Source organism: Acinetobacter sp. YH12072, from assembly GCF_013419565.1.
Classification (GTDB): domain Bacteria; phylum Pseudomonadota; class Gammaproteobacteria; order Pseudomonadales; family Moraxellaceae; genus Acinetobacter.
Genome location: NZ_VOZV01000001.1, coordinates 135,553 through 160,017, shown reverse-complemented (window position 1 = coordinate 160,017; position 24,465 = coordinate 135,553). Strand labels below are relative to the sequence as shown.

22 protein-coding genes and 1 tRNA gene are annotated in these 24,465 nt (G+C 42.8%); 12 read left to right on the top strand and 11 right to left on the bottom strand.

Annotated features, from left to right (window positions below; genetic code table 11):
* Positions 1 to 128 precede the first annotated feature (128 nt).
* Both FTU19_RS00825 and FTU19_RS00820 read right to left on the bottom strand, forming a co-directional pair.
* Positions 129 to 3,224: a multidrug efflux RND transporter permease subunit gene (locus FTU19_RS00825; protein WP_180129892.1), complete on the bottom strand. Its 3,096-nt coding sequence runs from the start codon at positions 3,222 to 3,224 to the stop codon at positions 129 to 131.
* Between the two features lie 256 nt (positions 3,225 to 3,480).
* Positions 3,481 to 5,082, bottom strand: coding sequence for an isocitrate lyase (locus tag FTU19_RS00820; RefSeq protein ID WP_159123482.1), 1,602 nt, complete (start codon positions 5,080 to 5,082; stop codon positions 3,481 to 3,483).
* A gap of 680 nt (positions 5,083 to 5,762) precedes the next feature.
* Here FTU19_RS00820 and FTU19_RS00815 point away from each other — a divergent pair.
* From FTU19_RS00815 to FTU19_RS00805, 3 genes are all read left to right on the top strand, one after another.
* Positions 5,763 to 6,752, top strand: a complete 990-nt coding sequence (locus tag FTU19_RS00815; protein ID WP_004784775.1) for a LysR family transcriptional regulator — start codon at positions 5,763 to 5,765, stop codon at positions 6,750 to 6,752.
* Between the two features lie 131 nt (positions 6,753 to 6,883).
* The gene (locus tag FTU19_RS00810) at positions 6,884 to 8,206 is read left to right on the top strand and encodes a hemolysin family protein (RefSeq protein WP_004784777.1); all 1,323 of its coding nucleotides are present in this window, start codon (positions 6,884 to 6,886) and stop codon (positions 8,204 to 8,206) included.
* Between the two features lie 55 nt (positions 8,207 to 8,261).
* A complete protein-coding gene (locus FTU19_RS00805) occupies positions 8,262 to 8,540 on the top strand; it encodes a hypothetical protein (RefSeq protein WP_180129890.1) in 279 nt (92 codons plus the stop codon).
* Between the two features lie 38 nt (positions 8,541 to 8,578).
* Here the strand turns inward: FTU19_RS00805 and FTU19_RS00800 are convergent, their stop codons facing one another.
* Positions 8,579 to 9,085, bottom strand: a complete 507-nt coding sequence (locus FTU19_RS00800; RefSeq protein ID WP_159123480.1) for a hypothetical protein — start codon at positions 9,083 to 9,085, stop codon at positions 8,579 to 8,581.
* A 168-nt stretch (positions 9,086 to 9,253) separates the two neighbouring features.
* Here FTU19_RS00800 and FTU19_RS00795 point away from each other — a divergent pair, with 168 nt between their 5' ends.
* The 3 genes from FTU19_RS00795 (at position 9,254) to FTU19_RS00785 (ending at position 11,020) form a co-directional block, all read left to right on the top strand.
* Positions 9,254 to 9,982, top strand: coding sequence for a hypothetical protein (locus tag FTU19_RS00795; protein ID WP_159123479.1), 729 nt, complete (start codon positions 9,254 to 9,256; stop codon positions 9,980 to 9,982).
* A 170-nt stretch (positions 9,983 to 10,152) separates the two neighbouring features.
* Positions 10,153 to 10,238: transfer RNA gene (locus tag FTU19_RS00790), tRNA-Leu, on the top strand.
* Between the two features lie 92 nt (positions 10,239 to 10,330).
* Complete coding sequence (locus tag FTU19_RS00785) at positions 10,331 to 11,020, top strand: hypothetical protein (protein WP_005236809.1); 690 nt, start codon at positions 10,331 to 10,333, stop codon at positions 11,018 to 11,020.
* Positions 11,021 to 11,047: 27 nt separating this feature from the next.
* On the opposite strand, the gene FTU19_RS00780 is transcribed toward FTU19_RS00785, so the two are convergent.
* The 5 genes from FTU19_RS00780 to rlmE form a co-directional block, all read right to left on the bottom strand.
* The gene (locus FTU19_RS00780; protein ID WP_125278212.1) at positions 11,048 to 11,362 is read right to left on the bottom strand and encodes a DUF5713 family protein; all 315 of its coding nucleotides are present in this window, start codon (positions 11,360 to 11,362) and stop codon (positions 11,048 to 11,050) included.
* A 105-nt stretch (positions 11,363 to 11,467) separates the two neighbouring features.
* On the bottom strand, positions 11,468 to 12,319 hold the full coding sequence (gene folP / locus FTU19_RS00775) for a dihydropteroate synthase (protein WP_005236811.1): 852 nt from the start codon (positions 12,317 to 12,319) through the stop codon (positions 11,468 to 11,470).
* A gap of 78 nt (positions 12,320 to 12,397) precedes the next feature.
* Positions 12,398 to 13,012 (bottom strand): GNAT family N-acetyltransferase, encoded by a 615-nt coding sequence (locus tag FTU19_RS00770; RefSeq protein ID WP_180129887.1) that lies wholly within the window; start codon positions 13,010 to 13,012, stop codon positions 12,398 to 12,400.
* A 106-nt stretch (positions 13,013 to 13,118) separates the two neighbouring features.
* Positions 13,119 to 15,008 (bottom strand): ATP-dependent zinc metalloprotease FtsH, encoded by a 1,890-nt coding sequence (ftsH, locus tag FTU19_RS00765; RefSeq protein ID WP_034170205.1) that lies wholly within the window; start codon positions 15,006 to 15,008, stop codon positions 13,119 to 13,121.
* 133 nt (positions 15,009 to 15,141) lie between these two features.
* A complete protein-coding gene (gene rlmE, locus FTU19_RS00760) occupies positions 15,142 to 15,792 on the bottom strand; it encodes a 23S rRNA (uridine(2552)-2'-O)-methyltransferase RlmE (protein WP_004784794.1) in 651 nt (216 codons plus the stop codon).
* 196 nt (positions 15,793 to 15,988) lie between these two features.
* Here rlmE and yhbY point away from each other — a divergent pair, with 196 nt between their 5' ends.
* Complete coding sequence (yhbY, locus tag FTU19_RS00755; protein WP_004784797.1) at positions 15,989 to 16,312, top strand: ribosome assembly RNA-binding protein YhbY; 324 nt, start codon at positions 15,989 to 15,991, stop codon at positions 16,310 to 16,312.
* 11 nt (positions 16,313 to 16,323) lie between these two features.
* On the top strand, positions 16,324 to 16,863 hold the full coding sequence (locus FTU19_RS00750) for a DOMON-like domain-containing protein (protein ID WP_179992809.1): 540 nt from the start codon (positions 16,324 to 16,326) through the stop codon (positions 16,861 to 16,863).
* Positions 16,864 to 17,139: 276 nt separating this feature from the next.
* On the opposite strand, the gene FTU19_RS00745 is transcribed toward FTU19_RS00750, so the two are convergent.
* Positions 17,140 to 17,364, bottom strand: coding sequence for a hypothetical protein (locus FTU19_RS00745; protein WP_159123475.1), 225 nt, complete (start codon positions 17,362 to 17,364; stop codon positions 17,140 to 17,142).
* A gap of 102 nt (positions 17,365 to 17,466) precedes the next feature.
* On the bottom strand, positions 17,467 to 17,955 hold the full coding sequence (locus tag FTU19_RS00740; protein WP_004784804.1) for a hypothetical protein: 489 nt from the start codon (positions 17,953 to 17,955) through the stop codon (positions 17,467 to 17,469).
* 310 nt (positions 17,956 to 18,265) lie between these two features.
* On the opposite strand from FTU19_RS00740, the gene carA reads away from it, so the two are divergent.
* From carA to greA, 3 genes are all read left to right on the top strand, one after another.
* Positions 18,266 to 19,405, top strand: a complete 1,140-nt coding sequence (carA, locus tag FTU19_RS00735) for a glutamine-hydrolyzing carbamoyl-phosphate synthase small subunit (protein WP_179992811.1) — start codon at positions 18,266 to 18,268, stop codon at positions 19,403 to 19,405.
* A gap of 13 nt (positions 19,406 to 19,418) precedes the next feature.
* Positions 19,419 to 22,649: a carbamoyl-phosphate synthase large subunit gene (gene carB, locus FTU19_RS00730; RefSeq protein WP_159123473.1), complete on the top strand. Its 3,231-nt coding sequence runs from the start codon at positions 19,419 to 19,421 to the stop codon at positions 22,647 to 22,649.
* A gap of 85 nt (positions 22,650 to 22,734) precedes the next feature.
* Entirely contained in the window at positions 22,735 to 23,211 is a 477-nt protein-coding gene (greA, locus tag FTU19_RS00725) for a transcription elongation factor GreA (protein WP_180129885.1), read from the top strand.
* A 77-nt stretch (positions 23,212 to 23,288) separates the two neighbouring features.
* Here greA and FTU19_RS00720 read toward each other — a convergent pair whose 3' ends face one another.
* Complete coding sequence (locus FTU19_RS00720) at positions 23,289 to 23,870, bottom strand: TetR/AcrR family transcriptional regulator (RefSeq protein WP_180129881.1); 582 nt, start codon at positions 23,868 to 23,870, stop codon at positions 23,289 to 23,291.
* 139 nt (positions 23,871 to 24,009) lie between these two features.
* Here FTU19_RS00720 and FTU19_RS00715 point away from each other — a divergent pair, with 139 nt between their 5' ends.
* Positions 24,010 to 24,414, top strand: a complete 405-nt coding sequence (locus FTU19_RS00715) for a RidA family protein (protein WP_180129879.1) — start codon at positions 24,010 to 24,012, stop codon at positions 24,412 to 24,414.
* Positions 24,415 to 24,465: the final 51 nt, after the last annotated feature.

Sequence of the window (24,465 nt, the reverse complement as noted above, 5' to 3'; positions counted from 1 at the left end):
ATGAATAGATGATTTCTATAGCAATTTTCACACCATGCTTAAATTTAAGCCAATCTTTACCTTTTTATTTCCGATAAAAAAATCCCCGTTATAACGGGGATTTTAGAATGCTATATTCTCAATTGATATTATGTATGTGATTTCTTCATCGTCATTTGGCGAATTAAAACGTACATAAATGGAATAAAAATTAGCACCAGTATCGTTCCAAAGATCACTCCACCAAAAACACTGATTCCAATCTCACGACGACTGGCTGCACCAGCACCAAAAGCAAAGACCAGTGGCAGAATCCCAGCACCAAAGGCCAGAGATGTCATCAGGATTGGGCGCAAGCGCAGTGAAGCACCTTCAAGTGCAGCTTCAACTACCGATTTACCTTTTTCCTGAGCCAATGCCGCAAACTCTACGATTAAAATTGTATTCTTACAGGACAGACCAATCGTGGTCAGCAAAGCAATCTGGAAGTAAATATCATTCGGAAAATCTGCCAGAAAACTAAAAATGATATTCCCACCAATCCCTAGAGGAATAGCGGACATGACCGCAGTCGGAATCGTCCAGCTTTCATATAAAGCGGCCAGGCACAGGAAAATGAAACCAATCGACACCAGATATAACCAGATTGCCTGATTACTGGATTGTTTTTCCTCAAAGGATAAACCGCTCCAGACCACGTCAATGCCATCCTGTTCTGCCACCAGATTTTCAACATCTTGCATCGCTTCACCAGAACTGGAACCTTTGACCATATCCGCTTGCATTTGCAGCGAGGTATAGCCCATAAAACGGTTGACCACCTCAGGACCACCACTCCAGTCCACCTGAGCGAAATTACTGAAAGGCACCATCTCGTTCAGGTCATTACGTACATGCCATTGCGCCAGATCTTCAGGTTTGGAACGGAATTCTGCATCGCCCTGCATAATCACCCGTTTAATCCGGCCACGATCAATAAAGTCATTAATATAATTACCCCCCCAGGCCGCTGAAAGCGTACTGTTGATTGCGGATTGACTCAGACCATTGGCCATAGCCTGTTTCTGGTCAATATTGACTTTCAGTTCGGCTTTTTCCGGATTGGAACGCTTATCCAGATTTTCAAAGCTACTATATTGAGCTGCTCCAGCCTGCATATTCTGGAACTGCTCTTCCAGATACTGACGGCCATTACCGTTAATATCACGAATCCAGAAATCCAGGCCGTCGGTTTGACCTAAACCATTCACTGAAGCCGGCATGCTGATATTGACTTGAGCATCGCGGTTACTGCGAAAATGCTTCATAGCACGTTCACGAATCGCCTGCGCGGTATTTTCTTCTCCAGCACGGTCATCCCAATGCTTCAAGGCAACAAAACCGGTCGCCAGGTTCTGACCGGTACCTGAGAAGTTACGGCCATAACGTAGCATGACCAAGTCGATATTGTCCTTTTCTTCTTCCAGAAAATACTGACGAATCTGCTCACCGACCTGAATGGTGTTTTTCATTGGCGCGCCTTCCTGCAGCCGGATTTGCAGATTCAGAATACCCTGGTCTTCACTCGGCAAAAAGCTGGTGGGTAAGGCGCGATAAAATAAAGCAAATACGCAGAGCAATCCGGCAAACAGCACCAGACTAATGGCCTTATGTTGTAGAGTGACATTAGAAACTTTCAGATAACGATGCTTCAAACCATCCAGTTTCTGGTTAAACCAACTCGCCCACTTGGCAGGTTTTGGATTTGGTTTTAGAATCAGCGCACAAAGTGCAGGTGTCAGAATCAGTGCGACCATCAGCGACAGAGACATCGCTGCCACGAGCGTAATCGAGAACTGACGATAGATCACCCCGGTTGAGCCACCAAAGAATGCCATGGGAATAAAGACCGCGGTTAAAACCAGGGTAATCCCGATCAATGCTCCGCTAATTTCCTGCATGGATTCCAGTGCTGCTTCTTTGGCTGTAAGCTGCTGCTCATGCATCAGACGTTCAACGTTCTCTACCACCACAATGGCATCATCGACCAGCAAGCCAATGGCCAGTACTAAGGCAAACAAAGTCAGCGTATTAATACTCAGTCCCAAAACATAAAGTACTGCCATGGTTCCGAGTAAAACTACAGGCACAGTTACAGTCGGAATTAAGGTGGCACGCCAGTTTTGCAGGAAGATAAACATCACGATGACGACCAGAATGACCGCCTCGAATAAAGTTTTAACGACTTCTTTAATCGATTCTTTAACAAACGGTGTATTGTCACGCGGATAGGCAATTTTATAGCCTTCCGGCAACTGCTGGGAGAGTCGCTCGATTTCAGCCTTGATCAGACTCGACGTCGCAATTGCATTGGCACCGGAGGCCAGTGAAATGCCCAGACCGGCAGAAGGATAGCCGTTGGTGGTGCTATATGACTGATAATTTTCCGCACCCAATTCAACCCGTGCAACATCTTTTAAGTAGATAAAGCTACCATCCCGGGCAGACTTCACAATAATATTTTCAAATTCTTCGACTGTTTTTAAACGGCTGCCTGATGTGACTTTGGCATTCAGATACTGATCATCGGCTGTTGGCAAGTCCCCAATTGCGCCGGCTGCCACTTGAGTATTTTGTGATTCAATCGCTGCCCGCACATCACTTGGCATCAGGTTATATTGTTTCAATTTTGCTGGATTCAGCCAGATGCGCATTGCGAACTGTGAACCAAAAACATCCACTTCCCCAATGCCATCAATTCGGGAAATATCCTGTTCCAGATGCGTGGTCAAATAATCAGACAGTTCAATATTGCTGCTACGCCGTGACTCATCATACAAACCGATGACCATATGGGTATCGCCAAGAGATTTGAAGACATTCACGCCCTGTCGCTGGACATCATCTGGCAAACGATTGAGAACCCCGTTAATCGCATTTTGAACCTGTACTTGTGCTGTATCTGGATCGGTACCATTTTCAAAACTGATGCTGATCCGGCTTCGACCTGAGGAATCACTGCTTGAGCTGAAATACAGCAAGCGGTCGATACCTTTAATTTGCTGTTCCAGCACCTGGGTCACGCTTTCTTCTACTGTTTCTGCAGATGCACCGGTATAGGTTGTTGCCACAGTAATACGAGGCGGTGCAATATCCGGATAACGTTCAACAGGTAAATTCATCACCGCAAAAAGTCCAATGGCCATGACTACAATGGCCAGCACACCTGCAAAAATAGGACGATGAATGAAAAACTTAGACAGCATAAGTCTGAATCACTTTGAATTTAATGAATTATGGAAAGCGTTGCATTATTGAGTCAGCTTAAGGATATTCAGGCAGTGGCCTAGAGAATGCAAGGCTTGATCACAGAAAAATATGTATAAAATTGAATCATGAAGAAAATATGAAGATTTTGCCTTTCATCTAGCTATTTCAACAATTTATAAGGTTATTATTTTTATTTTAGGCATAAAAAAACCCTGCTTGCGCAGGGTTTTTTTAGAATCGATTCAGAGCTGATTAAGCAGAGAATTGGTTCATTGTGTTTTTCGCATCGTCACCCGCTTTAAGCGCGTTGTCACCAGCGAAGATTTCTTTGTGGTCGTCACCGATGTCAGAACCAGCCATTGCTTGGTGTTTCACACAAGCGATACCACCGCGGATTTCTTTACGTTGTACGCCAGCAACATAAGCCAACATACCTTCAGAACCGAAGTAACCTTGAGCAAGCTCGTGAGTAGAAAGAGCAGCTGTGTGGTAAGTAGGCAGAGTGATCAAGTGGTGGAACACGCCTGCTTCACGAGAAGCGTCTGCTTGGAATGTACGTACTTTTTCGTCAGCTTCAGCAGCCAATTCAGAATCGTCGTACTCAGCGCTCATCAATTTAGCGCGGTCGTATGCAGATACGTCTTTACCTTCAGCAACCCAACGGTCGTACGCTTGTTGACGGAAGTTCAGTGTCCAGTTGAATGATGGAGAGTTGTTGTAAACAAGTTTCGCATTTGGCACAACTTCACGTACACGGTTAACCATGTGAGCGATTTCAGCTACGTTTGGAGTCGCAGTTTCGATCCAAAGAAGGTCAGCACCGTTTTGTAAGCTAGTGATACAGTCAAGTACAACGCGGTCGATCTGAGTGCCTTCACGGAACTGGTACAAGCCAGAAGCAAGACGTTTAGGACGGTGAAGTTTGCCATCACGTTTGATCAGGATTTCGTCTTCTTGTGCTTCAGAGATGTCAATTTCTTGAGTGTCTAAGTAGCTGATGTATTGAGAAGCGATGTCGCCTGGCTCTTTAACCACTGGGATTTTTTGAGTCAAGTCAGCGCCTTCAGAGTCAGTACGTGCAACGATGATACCGTCGTCAAGACCCATTTCAAGGAATGCATAGCGAAGAGCGTGGATTTTCGCGATGAAGTCTTCGTGTGGAACTGTAACTTTACCAGCTTGGTGACCACATTGTTTCGCGTCAGAAACCTGGTTTTCGATTTGAAGTGCACAAGCACCCGCTTCGATCATTTTCTTAGCTAGTAAGTAAGTCGCTTCTTCGTTACCGAAACCAGCGTCGATGTCCGCAATGATTGGCACAACGTGAGTTTGGAAGTTGTCGATTTGTGAAGTGATTTCAGCAGCTTTAGCTGTATCACCAGCGTCTTGAGCTTTTTTAAGTGCGCGGAACAGGTCGTTCAGTTCTTTCGCATCAGCTTGACGTAAAAATGTGTAGATTTCTTCGATCAATGCAGGAACAGAAGTTTTTTCGTGCATAGATTGGTCAGGAAGAGGACCGAATTCTGAACGAAGTGCAGCAACCATCCAGCCAGAAAGGTAGATATAGCGACGTTCAGTTGTACCGAAGTATTTTTTGTTCGCAATCATTTTTTGCTGAGCGATGAAACCGTGCCAGCAGCCTAGTGATTGAGTGTATTTGCTAGAGTCTGCATCATAAGCAGCCATATCACGACGCATAATCGCCGCTGTATATTTAGCAATGTCTAAACCAGTTTTGAAACGGTTTTGAAGTTGCATACGCGCAGCATCTTCAGGACTGATGTCTGCCCAAGTGTTACCGAATTTCGCTTTTAATTCGCGGATTGCATCAATCGCTGTTTGGTATGTAGTCATGATATATTCCTGTATTAATATTAGGATTTTTCTGCAACGAACCGCTCAAATCACACCCTCAATGACTTGTTCAGATTTTCGACGATCCGTTGGGATAGCTAAAGATTAGTGGGCTTCGAAAAATTAATCCAATATTCTGCAAGAATTATCATTATTTATTTAAAAAATATGTAGATGAAAGTCTAATTATATATTGATCAATTTTTTATAAGTTATTGTATTTTATATTTTATTTTTTAATTTTTGAAATTGGATTTTGTCTAAAACATCAGCAATAAGAGCAAAAAATATTCATTAGACTTAAGTCTTGCAAGACTTTAGCAGCGCCTAATTTCAGCAATTTTTGTTTATTTTATGAGCCTTAAAACCTAGAATACTTATTTCAAAAGAATTATTTTTCATTTATTTGTTGAAATATTTTTTATCAAACCTGGCACATTATTTGCTAATTCCCTCTGTTTTTCAGAAATACCTTTCTTTCGTTTTAGAGGCAGCCAGATTTCCTTTCTGCTCTTAAAAATAGAGAAGGAGTCTGGCTGGCAAAATCTGCGGTGAAAGAGACTCCAAAAAGGCATTTCAGTACAATCAGCTGGGCTTTTTTTCATCAGTTGCGTACACAAGCTATAGTAGTTATGGCATAATCCATATAATTTCATAATTTTATTTTCGGTATTTTTTTTATGAATCTGGAGCGGGTCGATCTTAATCTCCTCATTTATCTTGACGTACTTTTACGTGAAAAAAATGTCACGCGTGCAGCAGAACAACTTGGGGTAACCCAGCCTGCGATGAGTAACATTTTACGTCGCTTACGAAATTTATTTAATGATCCTCTCCTGATTCGCTCTTCTGAAGGTATGACCCCAACAGAACGTGCGCTAGAACTCCAACCTCGTATCCGTGACGCCTTAGCGGATCTTTCCATGATTCTGGAACCGCGTACCGAGTTCCGCCCTTATACTTCAAACCGTGTTTTCCGCATCATGACTTCAGATTATGCTGAAGCTACACTGGTACCACGCCTGGTGAAAGCATTACGTTCAGAAGCACCGAATGTGGTTCTCGACTTCTTAACCCCAAGTGATGTGTCCTATCGTGACATGGAACAAGGTAAAGTTGATCTGGCGATTAACCGTTTTAATGAAATTCCGCAAAGCTTCCATCAGGTACTGGTTTGGCGTGACAGCTTTTCTTGCCTGTTAAATAACAAGCATCCGGCTGCGGGCAACCTGAATCTGAAAAGCTATCTGGATGCACAGCATATCTGGGTATCGAAAACCGGTATGGGCGTTGGCTTTGGGGTAAACCCTGAGAAACAGGCGGGTCTCGGCTGGATTGATCAGGCGCTTGAGCGTATCGGCCAAAAACGTAAGATTTCGGTATTTACCCGTCATTATCAGATGCCTGGTCTTCTGGCTGCCAATGTCGATCTTGTAGCAACATTACCGACCCGTATTGCACGTCTGCAAGCCAAAAACCAGAACTTACTCATTAAAGATCCACCATTCTATATTCCTGAGTTTGAATTGAAGATGGCGTGGTGTCCTTTATTGCATCATCATCCCGCCCATCGCTGGTTACGTCAGCTGATTCTATATGTAGCCCGTCAGATGATCGAAGAAGAAAATCGTGAATTTTTAATGAATAATTCGCAATTTTCGCATTATTGAATTGAATATTAGCTAAATTGCTCATTTTTAAGCTTATACTCTAGAGACTTGAGTTGCTTTATTTGTACCTCAAGTCTTTTTTTGTGTTAAAAATATTTTTAGCTAGATCATATTAATCCACAGGTGGATTCGTGAGCCTCTTTCAAAACATCGTGATTATCTTATTACTCATCGCGGGGGCCGGTTTTTTATCATTAACAGAAATCGCGCTTGCAGGTGCCCGTAAGGTCAAATTAAAAATTTTGGCTGAATCGGGAGATATTCGCGCTCAAAAAGTTTTAGATTTACAAGAAAACTCTGCTGACTTTTTTGCAGCTTCCCAAATCGGTTTAAACGCCGTTGCCATTTTAGGCGGTATTTTAGGTGAAGGCGCCTTCCGCCCTTATATCATCAATTTACTTTCCAGATTTTATCAAGGTCCCTGGACTGAAACGATTGCATTCAGCCTGTCTTTCACTGCAGTCACATCATTATTTATTCTGTTTGCGGACTTGATGCCAAAACGTCTGGCAATGATCGCTCCAGAAAAAATTTCTGTCTCGGTGATTAATCCGATTCAGGTATTTATCAAAATCTGTAAACCATTGGCCTGGTTCATCAATGCCATTGCGAACCTGTTGTTCCGCTTGTTTAAAGTGAATACCATCCGAGATGACAATATTACCTTCGCAGATATTTCAGCGGTAATGGATGCGGGTGCTCAGGCAGGGGTGTTACAGAAACAGGAACATCACTTTATTGAGAACGTGTTTGAGCTTGAAGAACGTAATGTTCCTTCTAGTATGACCACACGTGAAAATGTGGTGTTCTTTACCTTGAAAGAATCTGAAGCCAGTATTCGCCAGAAACTGGCTGAATTTCCTTATTCCAAGTTCCTGGTCTGTAATGAAAATATCGACGATGTAATTGGCTATGTCGACTCCAAGGATATTCTGGTTCGTATTCTGAATAATCAGTCTTTACTTCAGTTAAATGAAAATACCATCCGTACGGTTCTAACCATTCCAGATACACTGACTCTATCTGAATTACTGGATCGCTTCCGTTCAACCAAGGAAAAGTTCGCCGTCGTTATTAATGAATATGCCTTGGTCGTAGGTGTGATTACCCTTTCCGACATTATGATTACCGTGATGGGCGACTGGGTTACTCCCCTGGAAGAAGACCAGCAGATCATTAAGCGTGATAGCAATTCATGGCTGATTGATGGTAGTACGCCCATTGAAGACATCAAACATGCGCTGGAAATTGATGAAATGCCAGATGAAGAGAACTATGAAACCCTAGCTGGTTTTATGATGTTCAAGCTGCGCAAGATTCCACGTCCTGCAGATATTGTGCTACATGCGGGTTATAAGTTTGAAGTTGTCGATGTTGATCATTTCAAGATTGACCAGTTACTGGTTACACGTATGCTAGAAGTGAAAAAGCCACCGACAGAAGAATCAGAATAATCTGGTTCTTCTTCAATTTTTTTAAAACTCGAAAAACAATAATAATGAGACTTTTATGAATATTGCTGCGCTACTCGCCTGTCTGAGTTTTTATTCGGCCTTATATTTAATCTATTTCTTCTTTATGCAAGATCAACAGCCTGTATTTCTGATTATAGCAATTGTGCTCATTTTACTTTCAATCTGGTTGACTCCCTATCCTTATGAGCGGCGCCGGCAAGGATTTGATTCGACTTTAAAAATAGGCGAATATTTTTATTATCCGCTCATTACCTGGTGGCGGCTGTTTATCTTTCCTGTGCGTTGGCTGCTTTCCCTATTTTATTCTCATTAAAAAAGCACCCGAAGGTGCTTCTTTACATTCAATTCAATTTAGATTTTTGATAAAAGTGCTTCAAGGACTGCCTGATAATGGATCTGGATATCTTCCTGCAAAATTTTGTAGGTATTATCAAATTGCACCATTGGCCAGCCTTCTTTCCAGAATGGGAAAATATTATGTAAGTCATGAGTGACGACCGCATCTTCACGTAGAATCGCCTGTGCAATCTGTGCCAGTACAAAGGCAGTTTCCGCACCATCAATTGCCAGGTAATCAACACCACGCGCTTTTAAAATACGGATACGGTCTTTCTTATAGCGGATTTTTTTGATTTGGGCTTCATTCAGATTCAGGGCCAGAGAAACTGCTTCAACAAATTTTTCTTCAAATGACTGATTCAATACGACCAGCGCCTGTTTATGCGCTTCCTGACGACCCGCTTTACCACCCTGACGAATAACTTCTTTTGCTTCCGTATCTAGCTCATCATTCTTCATGGTTTGAAGGATGTCTAAAATTTCGATGTCGCTTAGCGTCGCAGGAGATTGATCAGTCATAAACTGTCCCTAAAAAATAAATATGCAATGGGCTATTTTCGCATAAATCCTCACTAAAAAATTAAAATCTTTAGCTTCAACTCTAATAATTGCAAAATCCGGATCATCTCTATCATTCTGGCGTAAATTGGCTATAGTAGGCGGCAAGTTTCTTATTTACTTTTTATCATGCAAACCAAACAGATTGATCTTTTATTGCAGCAACTTAAACTGCTTTATCCCGCTGCCTTCAAAAGAAATTATCTGTTTTATGGCCAGATCAAGACCAAGGGTATTTTAAGTGATCTCAAGGAACTGATTCCCTGGGTGCTGGCTGCCATGATCTTTGTACCGATTAGCCTGGTTCTCAAAGATGTTTATTCCTCTAAGCTATCAACTGCCCCAGACTTTCAGGCGCAAGCTTATGCAATTCTGACTATTCTGTTATTTCTGATGCTGGTGGTTCCACTAGTGATCAAGCAGATCCGGCACTCTTCTCATTCCCTCTATCAGTTTTTAAGACATACACCGATTAAACTCACTGTAGTCATTGTGCTGGAAGCGCTGAATCTGGTTTTTCTACAAAGCAGTATGACCATGTGGATTCTATTCTTTTTCGGGATCAGTTTTGGTTTTGTACGGTTCTATAAAGAAAATATGTTCCGCCCTGCTACCAATAGCACTGAACAATATCAACTGCAGCAGTTACGTCGCATCTGTTTCTGGGCTTATCAACAAACCTGGAAACTACGTCTGAAATTATTTTTTCATTCCAAGCCGACCTCCCCAAATGAAGAATTGAAAAATCAGCTTCAGCACTATGCGGATTTACATACCCGCTTGTTTAAACTGGAACATGAGCAGTGCAAGAAGATTAAATACATCGATATCGATACTTATCTGGACGAGCACCTGTAAATGTTTTATGAATCACGGCCTGAAATAGAAAATTACATGACTTCTCACGCTTATCATCTAGCACTATGGATTTAATTTTTTAATTTAAACTACTGAATTGCTTGAAAATAAAGCAAACGTATTGAAATTTACTTGCCAAGCTTTATTTCGTCCTCTATTATTGCGCACATGCCCGAGTGGTGAAATCGGTAGACACAGGGGATTTAAAATCCCCCGCCCACAAAGCGTGCCAGTTCGAGTCTGGCCTCGGGCACCATTTTAATTCTGATTAGAATGGTGCAATGAAAATCTCCAGCATTCAGCTGGTTTTTTTATGCGTGATTATCACCAATAGAATGTGCCCTTCCCATGTCTGCATCCCGTTCTTTTGATCTAGCCAGATTGCAATTACGCCATCCTGATGCATTCTTTTGCAGCCTCAGCTATGGCCGTTATAAATATTTGAACCAGACCACTGATCTCTATCTGTATTTACGTATTGGTATTCTGATCATGATCACAGGTTTTTGCTGCCTGTGTTTTTCGCTGCCGTTTTATCCTGACTTTGTGACTTCAAAATATCAGGCGCTTAGTGCAGGTACTATTGTCATGATCGGCATGCTCTATCCTTATATCTGGCGCGCCCAGTTTCAGGCGAAATACAGTTCTGTTCGCTATGCCAAGCGTTTGCAACTCTGCCTGTATATGCAAACCCTGATTGCGATTCTGTCATTTATTAATTATCAGTATTTTCACTCAGCATTTATTACCTTGCCTTGTTTGGCCCTGCTTGCTTTCAGTAGCCTCGTACCGGTTTTAGTTGAGCCCTGCTTTAGAGTTTCGACTCGCAGCACCCTATTGGTACGTTTGCAGAAAATCCGTCAGCTGGCTTACTGGTCTTATCAGCAATCGCAAAGCAAAGAGCCGGAACCGGTGCCTTATCAAAAAGATTTAAAACAGTATTATCTGGATTTGCATCATAGCTGCATGCTGGAAGAGCAGAAATTACTGGATGAAATTCATTATAAAAATTTAAAAGACGTATTTTCAGATTATTAAAAAAAGCCCTGTTTAACAGGGCTTTTTTTACCATTCGCGATTAACGACCAGTTCTTCCATTTCAATATCAAACAGACCCTGCTCTTGCACGACCATCATCATGGCCTCGGCAATATAGTCTGCGGCAGTATCATCCAGAGAAGAGTCCAGATCTTCAAACTGTGGCTTCATGGCATTGATGTCTGCCACAGTCTCATGGGCCAGCTGATATACATCCTGATCTGATAAACCGGATTTAGATACTTTTGAAGCAAAACGTTCGATGTGTTGCTTGATTTCTGCAACCAGAATATCGGGATAATATTCATCATCGAACATGGGGAGAAGTAAATCTGCAAACATTACAGGCACTCTAAAAGATGACAATCTAACTTAAGCGTGCCTGTATAGCACATTGCTGTTTAAAAGCCAAACAGCTTGTGCTCCTATATGTCTTTCAGCCCAGATTTAGGCATTTTGCATAGCTTTCCAGATTTTGATGGCGTCTGCTGTTACCTTGACATCATGTGCTCGAACCATACAGGCACCTTGCTGAATGCTCAGCAAATGCGCCGCAGCCGAACCTACTGCACGTGCTTGTGGTTCTGCACCATTCAGAGCAGCACCAATAAAACGTTTGCGGGATAAAGCAGACAAAATCGGATAGCCCATTTCTGTCAATTTATAAAACTCTTGCAACAGCTTTAAATTTTGCTGGGCATTTTTTGCAAATCCAAAACCAGGATCAATCATGATATGTTCAGCTTTAACACCCACATCTAGAGCATCTTGAACCCGTTGTGACAGTTCCCGAATCACATCCTGAGTCACATCATCATACTGATCCAGATTATTCATCGTAGTCGGCTCACCACGCATATGCATGATGATCACCGGAATATTCAGTTCTGCTGCCGTCTCTAACGCTTGTGGACGAGTGAGCGCGCGTACATCATTCCAGATATGTGCGCCCGCTTTCACGGCTGCTTTAATCACTTCTGGCTGTGAAGTATCAATCGAGATGATCACATCATGCTTGGCCAGTTCTTCAACTACAGGCACAACACGACGGATTTCTTCTTCAACTTCCACGACTGATGCACCTGGACGTGTAGATTCACCACCCACATCAATTACGGTGGCACCATCAGCAATCATTTCCAGGGCTTTTACTACTGCCTGATCTTTCTGATTGTGCAGCCCCCCATCGCTAAAGGAATCCGGAGTCACATTTAAAATTCCCATCACATGCGGCTGAGACAAATCCAGTTTCAAATGACCGAAAGTCCAGATCTGTGGTCGTAGTGGCTTCAGCTGCATGGTTCAATCCTAGTTCACAATAACCCCGGTATTGTCTTATGGAAAGATCAATAAAGCAAAGCTCAATCTATTCAATAGCTAGATTTCAAAATAGTTCTTATTGGAATATTGCATCAGCTTGGATTGCAGTAACGCTTTTACATCAACCCATTCGCTTTTTAAAATACTATAGATATAACTATCTCTGAGTGTCACGCCATCTTTACGCAGCATATGACATCTAATGATGCCATCCTGTTTGGCACCCAGAGCTTCAATAGCTTTTTGACTTTTAAGATTCAGATGATCAGTCCGAAAGCCTACCACTTGAGCATTCAGCTCTTCAAATGCATGCTGCAACAAAAGATATTTACAGACCCGGTTTACATAGGTTCGTTGATAAGATTTGGCATACCAGGTAAAGCCAATTTCAACGCGTGGAATTTCCGGCTTGATATCATGAAAGCTGGTGGTGCCGATTGCTCGGTCTGAAGTTAAATCAATCACAGCAAAAGCTATTCTTTCACCTTTGGACTGCTGTTCAAAAGCTTGGGTAAAGTAGTGTTTAAGTTTATGTAGGTAAGGTACCGAATTATATAACACTTCCCCCAAGTCCCCTTCGGCACATGCATTTTCTAAGTCTGCAAAATGTTCCCAGCTCAGTGGCTCCAAACGTAGCTGATAAATACTGGATTCCAGAACAAGTAAATTCATTCTTATTTTTACTCATTGATTTTTATAAATTGACTATAGCATTCAACTAGATATGACAAAACAATAGCCATAAAAAAACCACCCGAAGGTGGTTTTAATTGTTAACTTAGTTCGCTGGTAATGGCGGAGGAGTCATTGGACCATCAGTCGGTGTTACATCAATCACTGGATTGTCTGAAACATAAACTTTAGGTGGTTTTGGCTCACGACCTTCCATAATGTCACGAATCTGTTCACGATCAATTGTTTCCCACTCAAGCAGCGCTTTCACCATGGCATGGGCAATATCTTTGTTATTTTCAAGGATATCGCGTGCAACCTTGTATTGCTCATCAATGATGCGACGAACTTCCGCATCTACCTGTTGTTGGGTTGCCTCAGAAATCGTACGGGTACCAATGCTACCCATAAATGACTGTTGAGAGTCATCTTCATAGACCATGACGCCTAACTTGTCCGACATACCATATTTGGTCACCATTGCACGTGCCATTTTAGTTGCACGTTCAAAGTCATTCGAAGCACCAGTCGACATCTGGTTAATGAAGACTTCCTCTGCGATACGACCACCGAACAGGATTGAAAGTTCATTCAACATTTTGTCTTTATAATGGCTAGTCTGGTCAAATTCAGGCAACTGCCAGGTAACACCCAATGCCCAGCCACGCGGCATGATGGTAACTTTATGCACAGGGTCTGTACCTGGAAGCATTTCTGCCACAATCGCATGACCTGCTTCATGGTAAGCCGTAGCACGACGTTCTTCTTCACGAAGTACCATCGATTTACGTTCAGGACCCATGTACAGTTTATCTTTCGCATCTTCAAAGTCATGCATATCGACTGTGTTCTTGTTACGACGGGCAGCAAATAATGCCGCTTCGTTTACAAGATTCGCCAACTGTGCACCTGAGAAGCCCGGTGTACCACGTGCAAGTACTTTGACATCTACACCTGTAGTAGAAGGAAGTTTCTTCAAGTGTACATTCAGGATTTGCTCACGACCTTTAATATCTGGCAGACCTACCATTACCTGACGGTCGAAACGACCTGGACGAAGTAAGGCTTTATCCAGTACGTCAGCACGGTTAGTTGCAGCGATGACGATAATACCTTCATTGCCTTCGAAACCGTCCATCTCTACCAGCATCTGGTTCAGAGTCTGTTCACGTTCATCATGACCACCACCTGTACCTGAACCACGATGACGACCAACTGCATCAATCTCATCAATAAAGATGATACATGGCGCATGACGTTTTGCCTGTTCGAACATGTCACGTACACGTGATGCACCGACACCGACAAACATTTCAACGAAGTCAGAACCTGAGATACTAAAGAATGGAACTTTTGCTTCACCCGCAATGGCTTTAGCCAGCAGGGTTTTACCTGTACCTGGAGGACCTACCATCAGGACGCCCTTAGGAATAGTCGCACCCAGACGTTTGAATTTTGCAGGATCTTTCAGGAAGTCAACGATTTCGACTACTTCCTGTTTTGCTTCATCACAACCCGCCACATCAGTAAATGTTACTTTGATCTGGTCTTCAGATAGCATTTTCGCTTTAGATTTACCAAAGCTCATTGGGCCATTTTTACCGCCTGCACCGCCACCCATGTTGCGCATAAAGAACATGAATAACAAAATGATTAGAAGCACAGGGAAACTTGCAATCAGCAATTGCATGAGCAAGCCTTGACGTTGAGGCGCTTCACCTTCAACGACCACATTATTTTTAATCAGGCTTGGCATCAGTTCTGGGTCTTGAACTGCCGGGCGAATGCTTTCAAACTCTGAACCGTTTGATTTTTCACCGCGAATTCTTTCGCCATCAATTGTAACTTGTTTAATTTGGCCAGCATTGACCGCGGCAACAAACTCCGAATAGTTCATTGTAGTCGGTTGATTGCGGTCACTGACGTTGCTGAAGATTAACACCAGCACACCCAGTATCACGAGCCACAATACGGCATTCTTAAAAAGATCGCTCAAAGCTTTATTTCCCATTCCAATCTAATTTGATCATGCCCTCGAAGGGTGACCTTAATCAATAAGCTGCAAATCAATTTGCAATAATGTAAAAACCTACAAAATGCACAATTTTTAACGTGTTGGCAAGTAAACTTTATTTCAAAGCCTTCTTGCGTCCCTGTCCTACCAGAAACACTTCTTTCGAACGGGCACGTGATGCAGCAGGTTTAATCGTCTTCAATACATCAAAACTGTTGACGACTTCTTTACGAAATTCATCAAAACCTGAACCCTGGAATACTTTTACTACAAACTGTCCTTTCGGACCGAGTACCTTGTTGGCAAAATCCAGAGCAAGTTCACACAAATAAATCTGACGTGGTTGATCTACAGCTCTATTACCTGATGTATTGGGGGCCATATCTGAAATTACAACGTCTACTGTGCGTCCGTTTAAAATATTTAACAATTTATCGAATACTTCTTGTTCACGGAAATCGCCCTGCAAGAAAGTCACATCAGGTAGCGCATCCATTTCCAAGATGTCTGATGCAATCACCAGACCTTTATCACCGACCAGTTTTCCCGCAATCTGGGACCAGCTTCCTGGGGCAGCACCCAAGTCCACTACAGTCATGCCGGGTTTGATAATGCCGTATTTTTCCTGAATTTCTAGCAACTTGTACGCAGCACGGGCACGATAACCTTCTTTTTGTGCTTTTTTCACATAAAAGTCATCAAGATGCTCTCTCATCCACGCACGACTACTTTTAGATAACTTTTGGTTGGTAATGCGTGTTGCCATAACTCTCTAAATAAAAAAAACTTCTAATGACTCATTGTACGTGAAAAACACATTTTTTGCAGTATACATGTGTATCTAAATCTGAGTATTCCGGTGTGATTTCCGATTATTTACAAGTGATTATTTCCTGAGAATTTACAGCGTTTGTTTTTCGCTTTTGCTATACTAAGCCGTTTTAAAAATCAGGTTATCTCTCATGGCGTCTTTATCTATTCAGGAACGTAAGCGTTTACGTCAAATTGGACATGCATTAAACCCAGTTGTAATGCTTGGTGACAAAGGCTTAACTGAATCTGTAGTTGAAGAGCTAAATCGTGCCCTTAATGATCACGAACTCATTAAAGTAAAAGTTGTGGCTGAAGACCGTGAAGCACGTGCAGCACTCATTGCTGAACTTTCAGAAACTACAGGTGCTGAAGTGGTACAAACTATTGGTAAAATTGCGCTGCTTTACAAGAAAGCTCCAAAGCAAAACCAGAAGTTATCCAATCTTGTCCGTTTTGCCCATCTTTCTAACTAAGTACAGGATTTATGGCCAGTTACGAACTCAGCGCATTTGATCGCCGTTTTCAGGCAATCTCATTGGTCGGTGCCATCGAACAGCAAAATCCATGCAGCTTGAATGTCGGATTTTGGTTGCGCGATCCCAACCAGTACGTGCTGTGGCCAGAAATGGTTACTGCACATCCCCGTCGTAATTTTTTGTGGGAACAGACCTGCTTTGAAATCTTTATCGGGGTTCAGGGTGAAGATTATTATCGTGAAATCAATCTCTCTCCTTCTCAGGCCTGGCAAGCCTATCAGTTTGAGGAATATCGCTATCCGGAAGATATGCCGCCACCTGCTGCATACGATATCGAACTGAATCAGCTTAAACGTACCCATTATGGTCTGAATGTCAGTCTGGATCTGACCGAGTTTATGGTTGAGCATAAACTTAAATGGGCAGACCTGTTTATTGGTCTGACAGCAGTATTAAAAACCTCACAAGGTGATCAATACTTTGCGATGCAGCACAGCAGCCCAGAAGCAGACTTCCACAATAAACGGGATTGGCTGCATGTCTTTTAATGCAGATTAAAAGCATTTGCTGGATAACAAAGATATTAAAAAACGTGAGCATTAAAGTCTCACGTTTTTTTATGGGCTTTTCCGGCTCATCCGCTCAAAGTTCGCTGTTATAGCTTGAAGAAAATATTTTTCTGTATTTTCTCTACGTAGATTCAGGTCAATATTAAATTGAAATAATTAGCCTGCTCTCAACACTTAGGGCTGGCTATTTTGATAATGATTTAAACGTTATTTAAGCTGATAGACTAAGAGTTCATTTTAATTGTTTTCGACATTTTAGTGATGTAAGCGGTAATTGTCCTGCACTGATTTTACCGCGGCATAAAAAATTACAGTTAACGTGAAGATGATCAGGATAATCGTGCCAAAAGTTAGTCCAAAGAATCCCAGACATAACATCATCACACCGAGATAAAGTGCACGCATCAACCAACTTTCCAGATTAAGCATCATAATCAGCGTCAGTAAACAAAGTACACCTACAAAATAATGCTGCTGCATCGTGACCCCCTTTCATTATTATTGTGAGTCCGTTTTGCCTCAAAAAGATAAAGGAGAACGTATCCAGTTCTCCTTTCATGCAATTTAAATCAGCGGCTTCCCTTAACTCTTCAGCTCAGGGCTTTTTTCTGAACTTTCAGCTTTTACCATGGGTTTGACCTTTTTTAGAACTTCAATGGTACTGTCTTTTGAGCGCTTGAATGTACCAGTCAGATGCTCTTTATGTTTGGTCGAGATCTGGCTGACATCTTCTTTCAGTTCCTTACCCATATTGGATAAGTCTTCAATGACTGCAGTAAATTCGGTTTTGATAAAGCTGGTTAATTCAGTCAGTTCTTTTTGCGAACCAAATAACTGCTCTTTCAAAGTATCGATCCGTTGCAACAGATCCTGTTTCAACTGACGTAACTGCTCCTGCACAGTATCACCCAGCTGTTTCGCTTCGACTTCAAGTTTCTCTTTGCTTTCTTCGATGGTTTCCACCACCTGTTCTTTGGCTTCAGCTGCTACTTTTTCAAGCTGTTCAGTCGTTTCTGAAACCACGGTATTGATCTTTTTCTTGGATTGGGAAGATTTCGCTGCTGTAGTCATGTGTCTTATTCCTATAGTTATATTACGACTCATCCATATTAGTAGTTTTGATAAAAATTAAGATTTGATTTGTTAGACAATTCTTAATTGCTTACATTTTTTTACGTTGTTCGTAAAACAGACTTTCAAGCAAAAAGCAAGCCATTTATCTCATACTTTTGCTGTAAAGCTATTGGACTTGGGGGGTGGTTCTGCGTATAATGCCGTGTTAAGTTCAAGCGAGCAGACATAGGAGGGTAGGTTTAAAAATTAACCTTCCTTTTTTTTCGTCTACTCGCTTTTTTACAGCCTAAATTTCAGGAGCTTTGGTTTGAGCACCCCAGCAATTTTAGCCCTTGCCGACGGAACTATCTTTAAAGGTACTTCAATTGGCGCATCGGGTTGTACGACTGGTGAAGTCGTTTTCAACACTGCCATGACTGGCTATCAAGAAATTTTGACTGATCCTAGTTATGCACAGCAGCTTGTAACGCTAACTTACCCACATATCGGTAACACAGGTTGCAACGAAGAAGACGCTGAATCAGGTCGTATTCATAAAGTATGGGCAAACGGTTTAATTATCCGTGACCTTCCTTTACTACATAGTAACTTCCGTGCGAATCAATCACTCGGTGATTATTTAAAACAGCACAATGTAGTTGCCATTGCTGACATCGACACGCGACGATTAACTCGAATTTTGCGTGATAAAGGTGCACAAAACGGTTGTATCCTTGCGGGTGAAAACATCACTGAAGAAGAAGCAGTCGAAAAAGCACGTGCATTCGGTGGTTTAAGTGGTTTAGACCTTGCGAAAGAATGCTGTGATCCGACCGGTTTCGAATGGACTGAAGGCTCATGGGCACTTGGCAAAGGCTTTACTCAACCTGAACTTAAATTCCATGTGGTTGCATACGACTACGGTGTCAAAACCAACATCTTGCGTATGCTCGCAGACCGCGGCTGTAAATTGACTGTGGTGCCTGCACAAACTCCTGCTGAAAAAGTACTTGCGTTAAATCCAGATGGCGTATTCCTGTCAAATGGTCCTGGCGATCCAGCTGCATGTGACTACGCAATTGAAGCTGTAAAAACAATTGTTGAAACAACTGAAATTCCAGTATTTGGTATCTGCTTAGGTCACCAGATTCTTGCTCTTGCATCGGGTGCTAAAACGGTAAAAATGCCGCACGGTCACCATGGCGCTAACCATCCTGTACAGAACATCGAAACTGGTACAGTGATGATTACTTCTCAAAACCACGGCTTCGCAGTGGATGAAAGCACCTTGCCTGCGGTATTGTGTGTGACTCATCGCTCACTGTTTGATGGTACGAACCAAGGTATCCATCGTACAGACAAACCTGCGTTCAGCTTCCAGGGTCACCCTGAAGCAAGCCCTGGTCCACATGACTGCGCACCATTGTTCGATCATTTCATCGAACTTATCGAAGCATCTAAGAAGTAATTAAGGAAGCATCATGGCTAAACGTACTGACATTAAAAGCATCTTGATCATTGGTGCTGGTCCGATCGTCATCGGTCAAGCATGTGAGTTTGACTACTCAGGTGCTCAAGCATGTAAAGCGCTTCGTGAAGAAGGCTACCGCGTTATTCTGGTGAACTCTAACCCAGCGACCATTATGACCGACCCTGCAATGGCAGATGCGACGTATATCGAACCGATTACCTGGCAGACTGTTGCAGCAATTATTGAAAAAGAACGTCCAGATGCTGTGCTTCCAACGATGGGTGGCCAGACTGCACTGAACTGTGCCCTTGCACTGGATGCCAACGGTATTCTTGAAAAATACAACGTTGAACTGATCGGCGCGACCAAAGAAGCGATCGAAAAAGCAGAAGACCGTAAACTGTTTGACGAAGCAATGCGTAAAATTGGTCTGGAATGTCCAAAAGCGGCTATTGCTGAATCTATGGAAGAAGCACTTGAGATTCAAGCGCGCTTCGGTTTCCCTGTGATTATCCGTCCATCATTTACGATGGGTGGTTCAGGCGGTGGTATTGCTTACAACCGTGAAGAATTCCTGGAAATCTGTGAACGCGGTTTCGACCTCTCTCCTACTCACCAATTATTGATCGATGAATCATTGATTGGCTGGAAAGAGTACGAGATGGAAGTTGTTCGTGACAAAAACGACAACTGTATCATTGTATGTGCGATCGAAAACTTTGACCCAATGGGCGTACACACCGGTGACTCGATCACTGTTGCGCCTGCACAAACACTGACTGATAAAGAATACCAGTTGATGCGTAATGCATCTTTAGCAGTTCTTCGTGAAATCGGTGTTGAAACGGGTGGTTCTAACGTTCAGTTCGGTATTAACCCGAAAGATGGTCGTATGGTAATCATCGAGATGAACCCACGTGTATCGCGTTCATCTGCACTGGCATCTAAAGCGACTGGTTTCCCGATTGCGAAAATCGCAGCGAAACTGGCTGTTGGTTATACCCTTGATGAGCTGAAAAACGACATCACTGGCGGTACAACTCCAGCATCGTTCGAACCAGCAATTGACTACGTTGTTACCAAGATTCCACGTTTCAACTTCGAAAAATTCCCGCAAGCTGATGCGACACTAACTACACAGATGAAATCTGTAGGTGAAGTCATGGCGATTGGCCGTAACTTCCAGGAATCTGTGAACAAAGCACTTCGCGGTCTTGAAGTTGGTGCAACTGGTTTTGATGAAAAAATCGAAGTGGGTACTGAAGGTGCGCGCGAGAAGATTCTTCAGGAACTTAAAGTTCCAGGTCCAGAACGTATCTGGTATGTGGCTGATGCATTCCGTCACGGTTTCACGCTTGATGAAGTATTTGCAGCAACCAACATCGACCGCTGGTTCCTGATTCAGATCGAAGACATCGTTAAAACTGAAGAACAAATCAAATCTTTAGGTTTTGGTGATCTTAACGCTGACAATATCCGCTCATTTAAACGTAAAGGTTTATCTGATCACCGTATTGCCAACCTGATGGGTATTTCACAAAAACAATTCCGTAAGCACCGTTGGAACCTGGGCGTAACTCCAGTCTACAAACGTGTGGATACATGTGCAGCAGAGTTTGAATCTGATACAGCGTACATGTACTCAACTTACGATGAAGAGTGTGAATCTAATCCGTCTAACCGTGACAAAATCATGGTGATTGGTGGCGGTCCTAACCGTATTGGTCAAGGTATCGAATTCGATTACTGCTGTGTACATGCTGCCCTGGCAATGCGTGATGACGGTTATGAAACCATCATGGTGAACTGTAACCCTGAAACGGTTTCAACTGACTATGACACGTCTGATCGTCTGTACTTCGAACCGATTACACTTGAAGACGTTCTTGAAATCGTACGTACTGAAAAGCCGAAAGGTATTATCGTTCAGTACGGCGGTCAGACTCCACTGAAACTGGCTCGTGCTTTGGAAGAAGCTGGTGCGCCAATTATCGGTACATCTCCAGATGCGATTGACCGTGCAGAAGACCGTGAACGTTTCCAACAAATGATTCAACGTCTGCAACTTCGTCAACCTAATAACAGCATCGTAAAATCTGCTGAAGAAGGTATGGCAGAAGCAGCTAAAGTGGGTTATCCACTGGTTGTACGTCCTTCATACGTACTCGGTGGTCGCGCGATGGAAATCGTGTATAACGACGAAGAATTAAAACGCTACTTACGTGATGCTGTACAAGCATCGAATGAAGCGCCTGTTCTTCTGGATCACTTCCTTGATGATGCGATTGAAGTTGACGTGGACTGCGTATCTGACGGTAAAGACGTGGTGATCGGCGGTATTATGCAGCACATTGAACAAGCCGGTATTCACTCTGGTGACTCTGCATGTTCGATTCCTCCATATTCATTGTCTGAAGACGTGCAAAACGAAATGCGTCGTCAAACCATCGCTATGGCTAAAGAGCTTGGCGTTGTAGGCTTGATGAACGTTCAGTTTGCAGTTAAAGGTGATGATGTTTACATTCTGGAAGTGAACCCTCGTGCTTCTCGTACGGTTCCGTTCGTTTCTAAATGTATCGGTGAATCTTTAGCAAAAGTAGCTGCACGTTGTATGGCTGGCCAATCTCTTGAGTCTCAAGGCTTTACCAAAGAGATTATCCCTGCTCACTTCTCTGTGAAAGAAGCAGTATTCCCATTCAACAAATTCCCTGGTGTTGACCCGATCCTTGGCCCTGAAATGAAATCAACAGGCGAAGTAATGGGCGTTGGTAAAACATTTGGTGAAGCGTTCTACAAAGCTGTTCTAGGCTCTAACGATCGTTTACCTGGTCTGCCAACTGAAGGCGAAGTGAAGCATGCATTCATCTCTGTACGCGATTCTGATAAACCACGTGCGGTAGGTATTGCAAAACAGCTTGCTGACTTCGGCTTCAAGATTCTTGCGACTGGCGGCACATACGATGTAATTAAAGCTGCAGGTATTGAATGTGAACGTGTAAATAAAGTAACCGAAGGCCGTCCAAACATTGTAGACCGCTTGAAAAATGGTGAAATTCACCTCATTATCAATACCACTGAAGGTAAACAAGCTCAGCAGGATTCATTCTCGATCCGTCGCTCTGCGCTTCAAGGTAAGGTATACCATACCACTACCCTGAATGGTGCTGATGCTGTATGCCAAGCTTTAGCAATTAAATTGCCAATGGATGTATATCGTTTGCAAGATTTAACAGTAGGTTAATTCGTTACTGAGAAGTCCCGTCACCTTCTCGGTGGCGGGCTTTTTTTCATTTATAGACTTTCATTTTTATTACTGAGGGACAACTATGCAACGTTATCCTATGACTCCCGAAGGCAAACTTGCCTTAGAGAAAGAATTACACCAACTGAAAACTGTGGATCGTCCACGTATTACTGCAGCGATTGCAGAGGCACGTGAGCATGGGGATTTAAAAGAAAACGCGGAATATCATGCTGCGCGTGAGCAGCAAGGTTTCTGTGAAGGCCGTATTCAGGACATCGAAGGTAAACTGGGCGCTTGCCAGGTGATTGATGTTAAAGAACTGGAGCAAAACGGTCGTGTAGTTTTTGGTGTCACTGTGACTATTGAGAATCTAGACACTGAAGAACGCAAAACTTACAAAATCGTGGGTGATGACGAAGCAGACTTTAAGATCAACAAGATCTCTGTGAACTCTCCGATCGCGCGTGGCCTGCTGGGTAAAAGCGAAGGCGACGATGTGAAAATCGTGACACCACAAGGTGAAGTCGAATACGAAATTGTAAGCGTTGAATATATCTAATTTTTAACTAGATATTTTAGGCTGTAAGACCCCTCAGATGAGGGGTTTTTTATTGATTCTAGAAATTTCCATCGATTTTATTTTAAGAAGCCAGATGCCAATGCTTCAAAGGCCTGTAAAGCCTGAGGTAAGACCTGTGCAGGATCCTCACTAGAAGCGACCCATAGTGCTGCATTCATTGCTGCACCATTGAGCAAGACTGCCGCAGCAAGTGCATCGACTGGTTTTAATCTACCTTCAGCTAGTAACTGTTCTACACATTCACGTGTCGACTGCAGGCATTTATTTTGACTTGGCCAATGTGCGGGGTCCCCTAATACTGCCGGACCATCACGTAGCACAATCCGTTGGAACTCAGCATTTAAAGCATGTTCGATATAGGTACGCCCTTCAAGCATCAATCCCTCCCATAGATCATCAGGCTGCTCCAGATGTTGCCCGGCATATTCAGCCATTTCTGAATCAATCTGATCGACCACGGCAGCAAATAAGCCCTTTTTATCACCAAAATGATGGTATAGCGCACCCCGGGTTAGCCCTGCTTCTGCCGTGAGCTTATCCATGGAAGTGTCCGCATAACCGTATTCAGCAAATGTACGACGTGCGACTTCTATGAGTTTTTTGCGGGTTTCCGCCATTTTTTGTTCACGTACAGACATATGTTGTTTCCATCAGCATTGTGAAAAATTTTAATTGACATACGCATCGTATGTCAATTATGTTTACATACGAAGCGTATGTGAAGATTTGAACTGCTTTCTAAAATACGTATAAATTAAATATTGAGCGAGGATTATCATGACTAGAACTGCAATATTTCCCCAAGATCGCCATGCTTTGTATGAACAGCATGGTTATTCTGCTGCCATCAAATCAGAAGATTTATTATTTGTTTCTGGTCAGGTTGGTAGTCGTGAAGATGGTAGTCCTGAACCTGACTTTGAGAAACAGGTAGAACGTGCTTTTGAAAACTTGGCTGCTACATTGGCAGCGGCTGGTTGTACTTTCGATGATATTGTCGATGTCACGACTTTTCACACCGATCCTGAACAGCAATTTGAAAGCATTATGAAAGTTAAAAACCAGATTTTTATGCAAAAGCCCTATCCAAATTGGACCGCTGTAGGCGTGACTTGGCTAGCGGGGTTTGACTTCGAAATCAAAGTCATTGCTCGTATTCCTCAATCCGCTAAGGCCATATAAAACTTAATCCTGATCAGGCCAGTTGTTGAATGGGATTGTTCTCCAGCTTAA

What these genes read in the sequence shown, in the direction of transcription:
- FTU19_RS00825 (WP_180129892.1), bottom strand. Translation starts at nt 3,224, where the DNA reads ATGCTGTCTAAGTTTTTCATTCATCGTCCTATTTTTGCAGGTGTGCTG.
- FTU19_RS00820 (WP_159123482.1), bottom strand. Translation starts at nt 5,082, where the DNA reads ATGACTACATACCAAACAGCGATTGATGCAATCCGCGAATTAAAAGCG.
- FTU19_RS00815 (WP_004784775.1), top strand. Translation starts at nt 5,763, where the DNA reads ATGAATCTGGAGCGGGTCGATCTTAATCTCCTCATTTATCTTGACGTA.
- FTU19_RS00805 (WP_180129890.1), top strand. Translation starts at nt 8,262, where the DNA reads ATGAATATTGCTGCGCTACTCGCCTGTCTGAGTTTTTATTCGGCCTTA.
- FTU19_RS00800 (WP_159123480.1), bottom strand. Translation starts at nt 9,085, where the DNA reads ATGACTGATCAATCTCCTGCGACGCTAAGCGACATCGAAATTTTAGAC.
- FTU19_RS00795 (WP_159123479.1), top strand. Translation starts at nt 9,254, where the DNA reads ATGCAAACCAAACAGATTGATCTTTTATTGCAGCAACTTAAACTGCTT.
- FTU19_RS00785 (WP_005236809.1), top strand. Translation starts at nt 10,331, where the DNA reads ATGTCTGCATCCCGTTCTTTTGATCTAGCCAGATTGCAATTACGCCAT.
- FTU19_RS00780 (WP_125278212.1), bottom strand. Translation starts at nt 11,362, where the DNA reads ATGTTTGCAGATTTACTTCTCCCCATGTTCGATGATGAATATTATCCC.
- folP (WP_005236811.1), bottom strand. Translation starts at nt 12,319, where the DNA reads ATGCAGCTGAAGCCACTACGACCACAGATCTGGACTTTCGGTCATTTG.
- FTU19_RS00770 (WP_180129887.1), bottom strand. Translation starts at nt 13,012, where the DNA reads ATGAATTTACTTGTTCTGGAATCCAGTATTTATCAGCTACGTTTGGAG.
- rlmE (WP_004784794.1), bottom strand. Translation starts at nt 15,792, where the DNA reads ATGGCAACACGCATTACCAACCAAAAGTTATCTAAAAGTAGTCGTGCG.
- yhbY (WP_004784797.1), top strand. Translation starts at nt 15,989, where the DNA reads ATGGCGTCTTTATCTATTCAGGAACGTAAGCGTTTACGTCAAATTGGA.
- FTU19_RS00750 (WP_179992809.1), top strand. Translation starts at nt 16,324, where the DNA reads ATGGCCAGTTACGAACTCAGCGCATTTGATCGCCGTTTTCAGGCAATC.
- FTU19_RS00745 (WP_159123475.1), bottom strand. Translation starts at nt 17,364, where the DNA reads ATGCAGCAGCATTATTTTGTAGGTGTACTTTGTTTACTGACGCTGATT.
- FTU19_RS00740 (WP_004784804.1), bottom strand. Translation starts at nt 17,955, where the DNA reads ATGACTACAGCAGCGAAATCTTCCCAATCCAAGAAAAAGATCAATACC.
- carB (WP_159123473.1), top strand. Translation starts at nt 19,419, where the DNA reads ATGGCTAAACGTACTGACATTAAAAGCATCTTGATCATTGGTGCTGGT.
- greA (WP_180129885.1), top strand. Translation starts at nt 22,735, where the DNA reads ATGCAACGTTATCCTATGACTCCCGAAGGCAAACTTGCCTTAGAGAAA.
- FTU19_RS00720 (WP_180129881.1), bottom strand. Translation starts at nt 23,870, where the DNA reads ATGTCTGTACGTGAACAAAAAATGGCGGAAACCCGCAAAAAACTCATA.
- FTU19_RS00715 (WP_180129879.1), top strand. Translation starts at nt 24,010, where the DNA reads ATGACTAGAACTGCAATATTTCCCCAAGATCGCCATGCTTTGTATGAA.